The organism is Aureimonas ureilytica DSM 18598 = NBRC 106430, assembly GCF_000382705.1.
Taxonomy (GTDB): domain Bacteria; phylum Pseudomonadota; class Alphaproteobacteria; order Rhizobiales; family Rhizobiaceae; genus Aureimonas; species Aureimonas ureilytica.
In genome coordinates this window covers 1-14,539 of sequence record NZ_ARQE01000009.1, presented here as the reverse complement: position 1 = coordinate 14,539, position 14,539 = coordinate 1, and the positions used below count along the sequence as shown (strand labels likewise).

Annotated in this window: 10 protein-coding genes; 6 read left to right on the top strand and 4 right to left on the bottom strand. The window is 66.4% G+C overall.

Features of this window, described 5'->3' with window-relative positions; genetic code table 11:
- Window positions 1–6 precede the first annotated feature (6 nt).
- Window positions 7–912, bottom strand: coding sequence for a UTP--glucose-1-phosphate uridylyltransferase GalU (gene galU, locus B146_RS0117535; RefSeq protein ID WP_019997776.1), 906 nt, complete (start codon window positions 910–912; stop codon window positions 7–9).
- 228 nt (window positions 913–1,140) lie between these two features.
- Here galU and B146_RS0117530 point away from each other — a divergent pair, with 228 nt between their 5' ends.
- Both B146_RS0117530 and B146_RS26545 read left to right on the top strand, forming a co-directional pair.
- A complete protein-coding gene (locus tag B146_RS0117530) occupies window positions 1,141–2,361 on the top strand; it encodes a lytic murein transglycosylase (RefSeq protein WP_019997775.1) in 1,221 nt (406 codons plus the stop codon).
- Between the two features lie 4 nt (window positions 2,362–2,365).
- Window positions 2,366–3,766, top strand: a complete 1,401-nt coding sequence (locus B146_RS26545) for an SGNH/GDSL hydrolase family protein (protein ID WP_019997774.1) — start codon at window positions 2,366–2,368, stop codon at window positions 3,764–3,766.
- Window positions 3,767–3,829: 63 nt separating this feature from the next.
- On the opposite strand, the gene B146_RS0117520 is transcribed toward B146_RS26545, so the two are convergent.
- Window positions 3,830–5,284, bottom strand: a complete 1,455-nt coding sequence (locus tag B146_RS0117520; RefSeq protein WP_019997773.1) for a glutamate synthase subunit beta — start codon at window positions 5,282–5,284, stop codon at window positions 3,830–3,832.
- Window positions 5,285–5,660: 376 nt separating this feature from the next.
- Complete coding sequence (gltB, locus tag B146_RS0117515; protein ID WP_019997772.1) at window positions 5,661–10,376, bottom strand: glutamate synthase large subunit; 4,716 nt, start codon at window positions 10,374–10,376, stop codon at window positions 5,661–5,663.
- 418 nt (window positions 10,377–10,794) lie between these two features.
- Between gltB and B146_RS0117510 the strand changes: the two genes are divergently transcribed.
- Entirely contained in the window at window positions 10,795–11,844 is a 1,050-nt protein-coding gene (locus B146_RS0117510; RefSeq protein ID WP_019997771.1) for a threonine aldolase family protein, read from the top strand.
- A gap of 70 nt (window positions 11,845–11,914) precedes the next feature.
- Window positions 11,915–12,127, top strand: a complete 213-nt coding sequence (locus B146_RS0117505; RefSeq protein ID WP_019997770.1) for an Rmf/CrpP family protein — start codon at window positions 11,915–11,917, stop codon at window positions 12,125–12,127.
- Window positions 12,128–12,276: 149 nt separating this feature from the next.
- On the opposite strand, the gene B146_RS0117500 is transcribed toward B146_RS0117505, so the two are convergent.
- A complete protein-coding gene (locus B146_RS0117500; RefSeq protein WP_019997769.1) occupies window positions 12,277–12,738 on the bottom strand; it encodes an Hsp20 family protein in 462 nt (153 codons plus the stop codon).
- 505 nt (window positions 12,739–13,243) lie between these two features.
- Here B146_RS0117500 and B146_RS26540 point away from each other — a divergent pair.
- Both B146_RS26540 and B146_RS28450 read left to right on the top strand, forming a co-directional pair.
- On the top strand, window positions 13,244–14,293 hold the full coding sequence (locus B146_RS26540; protein WP_019997768.1) for an alpha/beta fold hydrolase: 1,050 nt from the start codon (window positions 13,244–13,246) through the stop codon (window positions 14,291–14,293).
- Between the two features lie 109 nt (window positions 14,294–14,402).
- On the top strand, window positions 14,403–14,539 hold a 137-nt coding region (locus B146_RS28450; protein WP_155897573.1), incomplete at its 3' end, for a helix-turn-helix domain-containing protein.

Below are 14,539 nucleotides of genomic sequence, written 5' to 3'. Positions count from 1 at the left end.
CGCCGGTCAGCGCTCGCTGCCGCGACGCTCCTGCGGCTCGACGGTCGCCATCAGTTCCTTCAGGTTGTCGAAGACCTTGCCGCGAATGTCCGGGCGCCAAAGCGCGAAGGCGACATTGGCCTGGATGAAGCCTTCCTTCGAGCCGCAGTCGAAGGTGCGGCCGGTGAAGGGATAGGCGTAGAAATCCTGGTTCTGCGCCAGCTTCAACATGCCGTCGGTCAACTGGATCTCGTTGCCCGCGCCCTTTTCCTGCGTCGACAGGATGTCGAAGATCTCGGGCTGGAGGATGTAGCGGCCCGAGATGAAGTAGTTCGAGGGCGCTTCCTCGTTCTTGGGCTTCTCCACCATGCCGTCGACCTTGAAACCCGAGCCGACCTCGGTGCCCTTGCCGACGATGCCGTATTTATGGGCTTCGGCGGGGTCGCACTGTTCCACGGAGATGACGTTGCCGCCGGTCTCTTCGTAGAGCTCGACCATCTTCTTGAGGCAACCCTCTTCGGCCTGCATGATCATGTCAGGCAGGAGAAGCGCGAAAGGCTCGGGGCCGACCAGATCGCGCGCGCACCAGACCGCGTGACCGAGGCCGAGCGGCGCCTGCTGGCGCGTGAAGCTCGCCGTGCCGGCTTTGGGCTGAAGGCTGTCGAGAAGTTCGATCTCGACCTTCTTGTTGCGCTCGGTGAGCGTGTTCTGAAGCTCGACCTGGATGTCGAAATAGTCCTCGATGACGCCCTTGTTGCGTCCCGTCACGAAGATCAGATGCTCGATTCCCGCCTGACGGGCCTCGTCCACGACATACTGGATCACCGGCCGGTCGACGACCGTCAGCATCTCCTTCGGAATGGCCTTCGTCGCGGGAAGAAACCGCGTTCCCAAGCCGGCGACCGGGAATACGGCCTTTCTGACCTTGCGCATACATTCATCCTTCCAGCGGGTGCACCCGTCGCCACCCATAAATCACGAATGCCTGACCTGTCGACGGGAACGGCGCGATGCCGCGTTTTAGCCCCAGAAAGATAGGAGTCTGGCAACGTGTCGGCGCCTCTTCAGCTTTTCGTGTTCAGACGTGGTAAACGAAGCGTTTACATCCTGCCCGTAAGCTCGAGGACACAGCACACGACCAGTCCGACCGAGGATCCGCCTATGCCTGGACCGATCAAAGCCCGCTTCGCCCGCCTCGCCGCCGCAACGCTCGTTCTGGCGACCGTTTCCGCAGGTCCCGCCTTCGCCGACCAGGGGTTCCGCAACTGGATCGGCAGTTTCGAGAAGACCGCCGTCGCCAACGGGATCAGCCGGCGCGTTTATGAACGCGTCTTCGACGGCGTCAGCGAGCCCGATCCGGACGTCATCCAGAAGGCGCGCTTCCAGCCGGAATTCCGCGACAATATCTGGGACTATCTGGACAACCGGGTGAACGAGGAATCCGTGGCCGAAGGGCGCCGGATGCTCGTGCAGTACAAGTCCTGGCTCGACCGGATCGAGCAGCGCTTCGGCGTCGATCGGCACATTCTCCTCGCGATCTGGTCGATGGAGTCCAATTACGGGCGCATCCTGGAGCGGCAGGACGTGATGAAGAGCGTACCCCGCGCGCTGGCGACCCTTGCCTATCTCGATCCCAAGCGCGCCAAGTTCGCCCGCCAGCAGCTTCTGGCCGCCTTGAAGATCGTGCAGGACGGGCATGTGACGCCCGAAGGGCTGACCGGCTCCTGGGCCGGCGCCATGGGCCACACGCAGTTCATCCCGACGAGCTACCAGGCCTATGCCGTGGACATGGACGGCAACGGCCATCCCGACATCTGGCGCTCGGTGCCCGACGCGCTGGCGACCGCCGCCAATCTCCTTCGCAAGAACGGCTGGCAGAGCGGCAAGACCTGGGGCTACGAGGTCGTCGCGCCGGCGGGATCGGCCAAGATGGAGCGCGCCGGCAAGACGCTGTCGCAGTGGCAGAGCCTCGGTTTCAAGCGCGTCAGCAACCGGCCCTTACCGACGCCCTCGGACCGCGCCAATCTCATGATGCCGGCGGGCGCGAGTGGCCCGGCCTTCCTGATGACCAAGAACTTCTTCGTCATCAAGCGCTACAACAATGCCGACAAATACGCGCTCGCCGTCGGACATCTGGCCGACCGCATCGCCGGCTACGGGGCCTTCGCGCAACCCTGGCCGCGCGGCTACGTTCCCTTGAGCATGGAAGAGCGCTACGAAGTGCAGCAGCGCCTCACCCAGCACGGGTTCTACGACGGCAAGATCGATGGCAAGATCGGCGAAGGATCGAAGACCGCCATCACCGCCTACCAGCGCCGCGCCGGCATGGAGGAAGACGGCAATGCCTCGAAGGCTCTTCTGGAGCTTCTGCGGAGACAGTGAACGCATGACGAAACGCAGCATCGCCGCCCGAAGGCGCCGCCTGGGGCTCGCCCCTATCGTGGCGCTCACGGTCGCGGCGATGCTGCTGCCGGTCGAGGCCATGGCGCAGGACCGGCCGCGCTCGCTTCTCGACATGCTGTTCGGGGGGCCGCCTCGCGCCCGTCCCTCCTATCGCGTCTACGAGGAGCCGCCGCCGCGCCGGATCATCCGCAAGGCGCCGCGCAAGAGGGCCCCGGCCGAAGCGTCGGCCCCGCGTCGCAGCCCGAGCCGGGCCGCCACGGGCGCGGCAGCGGCGACCGCCGCCGCCACGGCCGCAGCGGCCGCGAGCACGCCGGCCGTGGAAAAGAGCGAGACGGCGCGCAACGTCCTCGTGATCGGCGATTTCATGGCGGGCTCGCTCGGCAAGGGCCTCGAAGCCGCCTTCGCCGACAATCGCGACATCCGCGTCACCACCCGCGTCGACGGCTCGTCCGGCCTCGTGCGCGACGATCATCGTGACTGGCCGGCGACGATCGGCACCATGATCGACGAAACCAAGCCGGCCGCAGTGGTGGTGATGCTCGGCGCCAACGACCGGCAGGCCATTCGCGCGCCGGACGGCGCCCTGCCCCTTCGCGGGCAGGAATGGGCCGAGGCCTATGAGGGCCGCGCCAAGGCGCTCGCCGAGGCGATCCGCGCCAAGAAAGTGCCCTTCCTCTGGGTCGGGATGCCGGCCTTCCAGTCCGACCGCGCGACGGAGGACATGGTCTATCTCAACGACCTCTTCCGCACCGTGGCGCTGATGTCCGGCGGCGAATATGTCGATGTCTGGAGCGGCTTCACCGACGCCAATGGTGGCTTCGTGACCTCCGGCCCCGACACGGCCGGCCAGACCGTGCGCCTGCGCAATTCCGACGGCATCACGCTTACCGGCGCGGGTCAGGAAAAGCTCGCCTTCTACGTGGAAAAGCCGGTGACGAAGGTGCTCGGCCTCAATGTCGAGGATTTCGTCGCGAGCCTTGCCGATCAGCAGCTTTCGGCGAAGGACCTTCCGACCGCCGTGGACGCCGCGCTCGCGACCTCCGCGCCGCCGGTCTCTTTCGCCGACCCGCGTCTCGACGGCGGCGATCAGCTTCTCGGCGGGCCAAAGGATGCGGCCGGAGGCCAAGGCTCGCCGCGCGAGAAGCTGGTGCGCGAGGGCATCGCGACCGCCGCCGTTTCGGGCCGGGCCGACCAGTTCAGCTGGACCGGGCGCGACAATGCGGTCTCGCCCATCACGCACGACAACGCCATCGTCTTTCGCGGCACGACGAGCCTCGAAGAACTGCGCCTCCATTCACCCGAGGCGGAGCCCAAAGCCGCGCCCGCGCCGGCGGCCCCCGCCCCGAGCAAAGCCGGCACGCCGGATACGTCCGCCGTCAACTGACAGGCGCAAACGAAAAAGGCTCGCCCCTCGGGGCGAGCCTTTTTGTTTTCGAACCCGCTTCGATCAGAGCGGCAGCGTCGTCTTGCCCATCAGGTCGAGATCGATGGCGCGGGCCGCCTGACGCCCTTCGCGGATCGCCCAGACCACCAGCGACTGGCCGCGACGCACGTCGCCCGCCGTGTAGAGCTTGTCGATCGAGGTGAGGTAGCGCTTGTCGTCGGCGAGCACCGCGACATTGCCGCGGCTGTCGGCCTTGGTCTTCAGCGCCTCGCCGGCATCGGCCATGAACCCGTCCATGAACGGACCGGCGAAGCCGATGGCGATGAAGGCGAGATCGGCCTTGATGACGAATTCCGTGCCGGGGATCGGCTTGCGCCGGTCGTCCACCTGCGCGCACTTCACGCCGGTCAGCTGCCCGTCCTCGCCGACGAACTCGAGCGTCGCCACCTGGAACTCGCGCACCGCGCCCTCGGCCTGGGAGGAGGAGACGCGCATCTTGGTCGCCCAATAGGGCCAGACTTCGAGCTTGTTCTCGGTCTTGGGCGGCTGCGGGCGGATGTCGAGCTGCGTGACCTTCACCGCGCCCTGGCGGAACGCCGTGCCGACGCAGTCCGACGCCGTGTCGCCACCGCCGACGACGACGACATGCTTGGCGCCGGCCCAGATCTCGCCGGCGTTCCAGCCCGCGCTCTCGACCTTCTCGCCGCCGACGCGCCGGTTCTGCTGAACCAGGTAGGGCATGGCGTCGTAGATGCCGTCGAGACCATTGGTCGGAATGCCGGCATCGCGCGGGCGCTCGGCGCCGCCGCAATAGAGAACCGCGTCGAACTCGGCCTGAAGGTCGCTCAGGCTGCGATCCCGGCCGATATTCACGCCGCAATGGAAGGTGACGCCCTCGCCTTCCATCTGCTCGACGCGCTTGTCGATCCAGTGCTTTTCCATCTTGAAGTCGGGAATGCCGTAGCGCAGCAGACCGCCCGGGCGGGATTCCCGCTCGAACACATGCACCTCATGGCCAGCGCGGCCGAGCTGCTGGGCGGCGGCGAGACCCGCCGGGCCGGAGCCGATCACGGCGACGCGCTTGCCGGTCTGCGTTTCGGCCGGCTGCGGCTTGATGAGGCCGAGCTTGTAGGCCTTGTCGGCGATCGCCTGTTCCACCGTCTTGATGGCGACCGGCACGTCTTCCAGATTCAGCGTGCAGGCTTCCTCGCAAGGCGCGGGGCAGATGCGGCCGGTGAATTCCGGGAAGTTGTTGGTCGAGTGGAGATTGCGGATCGCCGTCTCCCAATCGCCGGAATAAACGAGATCGTTCCAGTCCGGGATCTGGTTGTGGACGGGGCAGCCCGTCGGCCCGTGGCAGAAGGGAATGCCGCAATCCATGCAGCGCGCCGCCTGCTTGCCGACCTCCTCGTCGGAGATCGGCAGCGTGAACTCGCGGAAATGGCGAATGCGGTCGGACGCCGGCTGATATTTCGCCGTCTGGCGGTCGATCTCCAGAAAGCCCGTCACCTTGCCCATATGCCCCTCCGTCTTAAGTTCCGCCACATCCCATGCAGCGGCAGACCGCAGCGCGACGCCGCATGCCCGGTCCATCGGGGCTGCGTCGTTCCGCGTCGCATTACACCAAAATCCGCGAGAATAGAACGCGTCTAGACTTCGCGAGCGATTGCCGGCGACCCGTTGTTTCCCTCCGCTCTCGCCGACCGGCGGCGAGAAGGCGGATCAGGGCCGCGGATACCGGCGTCTTGTTCAGAAGGCGCAACCGAACGGGGCTCCAAGGATCAAGGCCGGCATCGGACCCTATCCGCTGACCCGCCACCCCCGTCGGAAAGGCGATGGCGACCGAAACCGCCATCCGCCCTCCATAGCGCCTCGTTCGAGGCCTGACGCCGCCTTACTCGGCGGCGACGCCCATGCGAGCCCGCTCCATTTCGAGAAGGGCGCGGCGGTACTCGACCGGCATGACCTTCACGAATTTCGGACGGTAGGTCTCCCAGTGGTCCAGCATCTCCTTGGCGCGGGTCGAGCCCGTGTAGTGGAGATGGTTGGAGATCAGCTTGTAGAGACGCTCGTCGTCATGGCCCGTCATGTTCGAGGACACGTCGACCCGGCCCTTGTGCTGGAGATCGCCGCCGTGATGGTGCAGCTTTTCCAGGAGGTCGTCCTCCTCCGGCACCGGCTCCAGTTCGACCATGGCCATGTTGCAACGGTTCGCGAAATTGCCTTCGGGATCGTAGACATAGGCGATGCCGCCCGACATGCCGGCCGCGAAGTTGCGGCCCGTATGCCCGAGGATCACCACCACGCCGCCGGTCATGTATTCGCAGCCGTGGTCGCCCACGCCCTCGACCACCGCGATGGCGCCCGAGTTGCGCACGGCGAAACGCTCGCCCGCCACGCCCCGGAAGTAGCACTCGCCGGAGATCGCGCCGTAGAGCACCGTGTTGCCGACGATGATCGACTCCTCGGGCACGATGCGCGTGTTCTCGCGCGGGCGCACGATGATCTTGCCGCCCGACAGGCCCTTGCCGACATAGTCGTTGCCGTCGCCCACGAGGTCGAAGGTGACGCCCTTGGCGAGGAAGGCCGCGAAGCTCTGGCCGGCCGTGCCCGTCAGCTTCACCTTGATCGTGTCGTCGGCGAGCCCCTTGTGGCCGAAGCGCTTGGCGACTTCGCCCGACAGCATGGCGCCGGCCGAGCGATCGACATTGCCGATCGCGGTTTCGATCTCGACCTGCTGGCGCGCGGTGAGCGCGGCCTCGGCCTCAGCGATCAGCTTGCGGTCGAGCACCTCGGCGATCGGATGCTCCTGCCGGCGCGTCCAGAGCGTTTCCTCGACCGGGGCCTCCGGCTTGTGGAACATGCGCGAGAAGTCGAGCCCCCGCGCCTTCCAGTGGTCCACCAGCTCCTGCTTGTCGAGGCGCTCGGAGCGGCCGATCAGCTCCGCCAGCGAGCGAACGCCCATGGCCGCGAGGATCTCGCGCACTTCCTCGGCGACGAAGAAGAAGAAGTTGATGACGTGCTCGGGCGTACCCTTGAAGCGCTTGCGCAGAACGGGGTCCTGCGTGGCGACGCCCACCGGGCAGGTGTTGAGGTGGCACTTGCGCATCATGATGCAGCCGGCCGCGATCAGCGGGCCCGTCGAGAAGCCGAACTCGTCCGCGCCGAGCAGCGCGCCGATCACGACGTCGCGGCCTGTGCGAAGCCCGCCGTCGACCTGCAGCGCGATGCGCGAGCGAAGCCCGTTGAGCACCAGCGTCTGCTGGGTTTCGGCCAAGCCCATCTCCCAGGGGGAGCCGGCATGCTTGATCGAAGTGAGCGGCGAAGCGCCCGTGCCGCCGTCGAAGCCCGACACGATGATGTGGTCGGCGCGCGCCTTAGCGACACCGGCCGCGACCGTGCCGACACCCACTTCCGACACGAGCTTCACCGAGATGTCGGCCTCGGGGTTCACGTTCTTCAGGTCGAAGATCAGCTGCGCCAGATCCTCGATCGAGTAGATGTCGTGATGCGGCGGCGGCGAGATCAGGCCGACGCCCGGCGTCGAGTGGCGCGTCTTGGCGATCGTCGCGTCCACCTTGTGGCCGGGCAGCTGGCCGCCCTCGCCGGGCTTGGCGCCCTGCGCGACCTTGATCTGCAGCATGTCGGCATTGACGAGATAGTCGGTCGTCACGCCGAAGCGGCCGGAGGCGATCTGCTTGATGGCGGAGCGCTCGGGGTTCACGTCGCCGTTCGGCAGACGCGCGTAGCGATCCGGCTCCTCGCCGCCCTCGCCCGTGTTGGACTTGCCGCCGATCCGGTTCATCGCGACGGCGAGCGTCGCGTGCGCCTCGCGCGAGATCGAGCCGAAGCTCATCGCGCCGGTGGAGAAGCGCCGCACGATGTCGGCGGCCGATTCCACCTCTTCGATCGGCACGGGCTGGAGACCGAGGTCTTCGGCCATGCGGATCTTGAACAGGCCGCGAATGGTCTGCGCGTCGGCCGACGCGCCGTTCACCAGCGCGGCATATTCCTTGTAGGTCTTGTAGCTGTCGAGGCGCACGGCGTGCTGAAGCGCGGCCACGACGTCGGGCGACCAGATATGGGCCTCGCCGCGCATGCGGTAGGCATATTCGCCGCCGACTTCCAGCGAGCGCGCCAGAACCGGATCGGCCGAGAAGGCGAGCGTGTGACGCTCCACCGTTTCGCGGGCGATCTCCTCCAGCCCGACGCCCTCGATCGTCGTGGACGTTCCGAAGAAGTAGCGCTTCACGAAATCGGACTTGAGGCCGATCGCGTCGAAGATCTGCGCGCCGCAATAGGACTGGTAGGTCGAAATGCCCATCTTGGACATGACCTTGAGCAGGCCCTTGCCGACCGACTTGATGAAGCGGCCGACCACTTCCTTGGCGTCCACCTCCGGCGGGAAGTCGCCGCGCGCATGCATGGCGAGCAGCGTGTCGAAGGCGAGATAGGGGTTGATCGCCTCCGCGCCGTAGCCGGCCAGACACGCGAAATGATGCACCTCGCGCGGTTCGCCCGATTCCACGACGAGACCGGCGGCCGTGCGCAGACCCTTGCGGATCAGGTGATGATGCACGGCGGCCGTCGCCAGAAGCGCCGGGATCGGAATGCGATCGGGGCCCATCTGCCGGTCCGACAGGACGATGATGTTGTAGCCGCCGACGACCGCCGCCTCGGCGCGTTCGCACAGGCGATCCAGCGCGCCGGCCATGCCGCCCGCGCCCTGCTCGGTCGGATAGGTCGTGTCGAGCGTCTTGGTGTCGAAGCGATCTTCCGTGTGGCCGATCGTGCGGATCTTCTCCAGATCGCCATTGGTCAGGATCGGCTGGCGCACTTCGAGCCGCTTGCGGCGCGAGGTGCCTTCCAGATCGAAGATGTTGGGCCGGGGTCCGATGAAGGACACGAGGCTCATGACCAGCTCTTCGCGGATCGGATCGATCGGCGGGTTGGTGACCTGCGCGAAGTTCTGCTTGAAATAGGTGTAGAGCAGCTTCGACTTCTCGGACATGGCCGAGATCGGCGTGTCCGTGCCCATCGAGCCGATGGCTTCCTGGCCCGTCGTGGCCATGGGCGCCATCAGGATCTTCGTGTCTTCCTGCGTGTAGCCGAAGGCCTGCTGACGGTCGAGCAGCGACACGTCGGCGCGCGAGTCGCGCGGCTGCACGGGCTTCAGGTCTTCGAGGATGAGCTGCGTCGACTTCAGCCAGTCGCGATACGGGTTGGCCGTGGCGATCTCGCCCTTCACTTCCTCGTCGGAAATGATGCGACCCTTTTCGAGGTCGATCAGGAGCATGCGGCCGGGCTGGAGCCGCCACTTGGTGATGATCCGGTCCTCGGCGACTTCCAGCGTGCCGGCTTCCGAGGCGAGGATCACGAGATCGTCGTCGGTCACGACGTAGCGCGCCGGCCGCAAACCGTTGCGGTCGAGCGTCGCGCCGATCTGGCGACCGTCCGTGAAGCACACGGCGGCCGGGCCGTCCCAGGGCTCCATGAGGGCGGCGTGATACTCGTAGAAGGCCTTGCGCTCGGGCGCCATTTCCTTGTTGCCGGCCCAGGCCTCGGGGATCAGCATCATCATCGCATGGGCGAGCGGATAGCCGCCCTGCGTCAGGAGTTCGAGCGCGTTGTCGAAGCAGGCCGTGTCGGACTGGCCTTCGTAGGAGATCGGCCAGAGCTTGGAAATGTCGTTGCCGAAGAGCTCGGAATCCACCGAGGCCTGACGCGCCGCCATCCAGTTGACGTTGCCGCGCAGCGTGTTGATCTCGCCGTTATGGGCCACCATCCGGTAGGGATGGGCGAGCCGCCAGGACGGGAACGTGTTGGTGGAGAAGCGCTGGTGAACAAGGGCGAGCGCGGATTCGAAGCGCTCGTCCTTCAGGTCGCGATAATAGGCGCCGACCTGATAGGACAGGAACATGCCCTTGTAGACGATGGTGCGCGAGGACAGCGACACGACGTAGAAGTCGGTGTCGACGGACTGCGCCTCGGCATAGACCCGGTTCGAGACGACCTTGCGGATGATGTAGAGCTTGCGCTCGAACTCGTCGTCCGTCTGCGCGGACGCCGGACGGCCGATGAAGATCTGCCGGTGCATCGGCTCGGTGGCCGCGATGTCCGGCGCCTTGGAAAGCGAGGCGTTGTCGACCGGCACTTCGCGCCAGCCCAGAACCGTGCAGCCTTCTTCCTGCACGGCCTGTTCGAACAGCGCCTTGAAGTGGAGCCGGCGCGCTTCGTCCTGCGGCATGAAGACGAAGCCGACGCCGTAATGACCGACCTCGGGCAGTTCGACGCCCTGGCTCGCCATCTCGGCCTTGAAGAAACCATGCGGGATCTGCACGAGCATGCCCGCGCCGTCGCCCATCAGCGGATCGGCGCCGACGGCCCCGCGATGTTCGAGATTGTGCAGGATCTTCAGCCCCTTCTCGATGATCGAGTGGGACTTCTCGTTCTTCATATGCGCGATGAAGCCGACGCCGCAGGCATCGTGCTCCTTGGTCGGGTCGTAGAGGCCCTGCGCCTCCGGCAAGGTGCGGGGTTTGACCGGCGCGACACGAGTGTTCGCGGCCATGGCGGCCTCGCTCTCGAGAATGGATGGCGTCTTCGTCATCGCGTCACGTCTCCCTCTTCACGAACCGCGCCAGATGCGGGTTCCAGTTCCGGGCAGGCCAAGAGGGCGCGGACGGCCCAGACCATCGCGCCCCAAAGGGACTTCCCGTTTCGATCGGGGCATCCTCGCCCCATGTCTCCAGCCCCCACGATCCGCCGGGGTTCGTCCTTGCGGCCAGGAACGGCCGGCAATTTAGGTCAGCATTGCTGCCATATCTCAGGGCTTATTGCAGCTTCCTTAGATTTTTTCAAGAGTGCTTCTAGCGTGTCGGCGCGTCGGTTTGAAGCGCGCAAAGCCAGGCGACCCGTGGAAGGAAATCGTGAGCCGCCTCGAAAGCCGCGTCGCCACGCGCGGTTGACGGGCCTGTTCGAAGCGCGCAAGGCCTGTCGCTTCCAAATCTTCAGGCGGAACGAGCTTCATGATCTTCGCATCCGACAACTGGTCCGGCGCGCATCCGGCCGTATCCGCCGCTTTGTCCACGCATGGCGCAGGCATGGCCGCGGCCTATGGGTCGAGCGACATCGACAAGGCGGTGGAACAGCGCTTCAACGAGATCTTCGAGCGCGAGGTCGCCGTCTTCTTCGTGGGCACCGGCACGGCCGCCAACTCCTTGAGCTTTGCCGCCGTCAACCGGCCGGGCGGGGTCGTCATGTGCCATCGCGAGGCGCATGTCGTGGAGGACGAATGCGGCGCGCCGGAATTCTTCACCCATGGCGCGCGCATGGCGCCGGTGGACGGAGCGCTCGGCCGCATCGATCCGGGGCAGCTTCGCCACGAGCTGGCGCGCTTCCGGCCCGGCTTCATCCATGCCGGCCAGCCGATGGCCGTGACGATCAGCCAGGCGAGCGAAGTCGGCACGCTCTACGGCCGCGACGAGATCGCCGCCATCGCCGAGATCGCACATGAGCAGGACCTGGCCTTCCACATGGACGGCGCGCGCTTCGCCAACGCGCTGGCCGCCACCGGCCTGTCGCCCGCCGACATGACATGGCGCGCCGGCATCGACATCCTCTCCTTCGGCGCCACCAAGAACGGCTGCTGGTGCGCCGAGGCGGTGGTCTTCTTCGATCCCGACAAGGCCAGGCAGTTTCCCTATATCCGCAAGCGCGGCGCGCAGCTCTTTTCCAAGACGCGCTTCATGGCGGCGCAGTTCATGGCCTATCTCGACGACGGGCTCTGGCTGACCCTCGCCGCCCATGCCAACGCGATGGCCGACCGGCTGCGCGCCGGCCTCACCAACCGTCCCCACGCCCGTCAGGCCTGGGACACGCGCTCGAACGAGGTCTTCGCGATTCTCGATCAGGTAACGGCGGACGCGCTGCGGGCCCAGGGCGCCATGTTCTACGACTGGAACCTGCCCCATGGCAGCGGCGTGCGGATGAGCGAGACCGAGCGCCTCGTGCGGCTCGTCACGAGCTGGTCCACCGAGGCCGCCGATGTGGACCGATTCCTGGCCGGGATGAACTGACGCCAAAAAAAGCGGGAACGGAGCGGCGGCGAAGGCGTTTCTGCAACTGATCAACAACGCGGAGGAACTCATGGCAGCCGACGCATTTCATCAGGGCAAGCTGGCCTTCCAGAACAACCATCCGATGTCATCCTGCGAATATCCCGTAGGCTCCAGCCTGCGGGCCGAATGGATGGCGGGTTGGACCGAAAGCCGCAACACGGAACCCGGCCATTTCCGTTCGTCCACGCAGAACGAAGGTGCGGCCGCGTCCAACGGCACCGCCTCCGAGGCGCGACACTGACGCCCTGATCTCTCGAACACGCAAGGGCCGGATGGGACATCCCATCCGGCCCTTTTTCGTTCGCGCGGAAAACGCGCATGGCTCGATGGAAGCACAACGAAAAACGGCGCCCCGAAGGGCGCCGTTTCCATGAAGCGATGATCGACCGATCAGGCGGCGTTGGCCTCGATCGCCTTCGCATTGGCGTTGGCGTTCGAAATCTCGATCCGGCGGGGCTTCATGGCCTCGGGGATCACGCGCAGAAGGTCGATATGGAGGAGCCCGTTCTTGAGGCTCGCGCCCTTCACCTCCACATGGTCGGCGAGCTGGAACCGGCGCTCGAAGGCCCGGCCCGCGATGCCGCGGTAGAGGAACTCGGCGCCCTCCCCCTCAGCGTCCGCCTTCTCGCCCTTGACGGTCAGCGTGTTCTCACGCGACTCGATCGAGAGCTCGTTGTCGCCGAAGCCGGCGACGGCCATGGTGATGCGATAGGCGTTCTCGCCGGTCCGCTCGATATTGTAGGGCGGGTAGCTCTGAGCGGCCTCGTTCGAGCCGAGCGTGTCGAGCATCGAGAAGAGACGGTCGAAGCCGACGGTCGAACGGTACAGGGGGGCGAAATCAAACTGACGCATGGTCGTTCTCCATAGGAAGCAACAGGTTTGCGACTTTGACGCGAGACGTTTGCATCCTCCCCGTTCCGGCGGAGGGTCTCCCGTCAGCGGCCCCATTCGGCGGCCACGGGACTGAGATGGTAAGCTCAAAACGGGCCTTCAAGCGCCGCCCCAATTTTTTTCGAAGATTTTTTGTGCGAGCCGAAACAGCGGCTTAGCGGGTGGCTGAGCGATGAACGGGGGATGAATGATCCCTTTGGCCTGGGTTCATCCGGCATGGCGCAGATTGGCGATCCGCGAGGCCCGCAGCCTTGCGGGGCACAGCCCTCGGCGTCCCGTCCCTTCCGCCAGGGTTGCGTGGAGCCGGCCCCTTCCAGGAGGGGCCGGCTCCCTTTGCATGGGGGATATGACGGCCGCTTGCCCACGCCGCCGTTCGCCATCCGGCCTCGCCATGCGCTATAGGAGAGGACAGGTTCGGGACCCTCGCAGGCCCGGCCCGCCTTGCCGCTCGAAGGGATCGCCGCCCGTGTCTCAAACCCTGCCGCCCTTCGTCGCCTCGCCCGACAATCCGCCGCCCGATCGACTGGACATGGGGCTGCTCGATATCGGCCAGGGCCGGACGCTGCGCTTTGCGATCGCGCCGGCGGCCGAAGGCGGGCGGAGCCGAGGTACCGTCCTTCTGCTGCAGGGGCGCAACGAGGCGAGCGAGAAATATTTCGAGACGATGCGCGATCTGAACCGGCTCGGCTTCGTCGTCGCGACATTCGACTGGCGCGGCCAGGGCCGCTCCTTCCGCTCGCTCCCCAATCCCACGATCGGCCATGTCACGCGCGTCGCCCATTTCGTCGACGATGTCATGCGCTTCTTCCACGAGATCGTCCTCGCGCGATGCCCCGCCCCTTACGCGGTGCTCGCCCATTCCATGGGTGGGCTCGTGGCGCTGAGCGCGATGGAGCGGCTGCAGGATCGCGTCCAGCGCATGGTCGTGCTGGCGCCCTTCGTCGCCCTGCCCGGTTCGCCGTTCAAGCTCCGGCTTCTCGGCGCCGTCGCCTCCGCCCTGCATTGGACGGGCTTCGGCCGGCTGCCGCTGCGCCGGGCGCGGCGCATCGAGCCGGGCTCGAGTTTGGCCGACAACACATTGACCTCGGACCGGGCCCGCTTCGAGCGCAATCTCGCGCTCCAGACCGCAGCGCCCGATCTCTTCGTCCAGACGCTCTCGGCCTCCTGGCTGCGCGCCGTCCTTCGCGCGCAGCGCCGGCTGGAGGAGTCCGACCGCATCGCACGAATGCGCGTGCCGACGCTCATTATCGCCGCCGGAGCGGATCGGATCGTTTCCAACCGCGCGGCGGAGCGTTTGGCCTGGCGGATGCGCTCGGGCCATTTCCTGCGCGTGGCCGGCGCGCGGCACGAGCTTCTTCAGGAAGCCGACCGTTACCGCGAGCCGACGCTGTCGGCCTTCGAGGCCTTTCTGGATTCCGCCCTGCCGCGCACCCGCCCGCCCGAGCCGGCTGTCGATGCCGCCTTGGTGGAAGAAGCCCTCGTGGCCGGCCTTCCCGAGGTGGCCCGGGCGGAGTGATCCGCCAGGGCGGACTAGAGCGTTTCGGGTTTTATCGGAATCGACTTGTGGTTCCGATCGCGGCTGATGTGTGATTCAAGATGCTGACTGGATGGGAGGCCGGCATCGGATGACAGCACCTCTTTCGCATGATCTTCGCCAGCGGGTCGTTGGTGCGATCGAAGCCGGCGAGAGCTGCCGATCTGCGGCCACGCGGTTTGGGGTCGCGGTGTCCTCGGCGGTAAAGTGGTCGCAACGTTATCGCAC

Bases quoted from the DNA above. Each gene is read 5' to 3' on its own strand.
- galU (WP_019997776.1), bottom strand. From the start codon at position 912: ATGCGCAAGGTCAGAAAGGCCGTATTCCCGGTCGCCGGCTTGGGAACG.
- B146_RS0117530 (WP_019997775.1), top strand. From the start codon at position 1,141: ATGCCTGGACCGATCAAAGCCCGCTTCGCCCGCCTCGCCGCCGCAACG.
- B146_RS26545 (WP_019997774.1), top strand. From the start codon at position 2,366: ATGACGAAACGCAGCATCGCCGCCCGAAGGCGCCGCCTGGGGCTCGCC.
- B146_RS0117520 (WP_019997773.1), bottom strand. From the start codon at position 5,284: ATGGGCAAGGTGACGGGCTTTCTGGAGATCGACCGCCAGACGGCGAAA.
- gltB (WP_019997772.1), bottom strand. From the start codon at position 10,376: ATGACGAAGACGCCATCCATTCTCGAGAGCGAGGCCGCCATGGCCGCG.
- B146_RS0117510 (WP_019997771.1), top strand. From the start codon at position 10,795: ATGATCTTCGCATCCGACAACTGGTCCGGCGCGCATCCGGCCGTATCC.
- B146_RS0117505 (WP_019997770.1), top strand. From the start codon at position 11,915: ATGGCAGCCGACGCATTTCATCAGGGCAAGCTGGCCTTCCAGAACAAC.
- B146_RS0117500 (WP_019997769.1), bottom strand. From the start codon at position 12,738: ATGCGTCAGTTTGATTTCGCCCCCCTGTACCGTTCGACCGTCGGCTTC.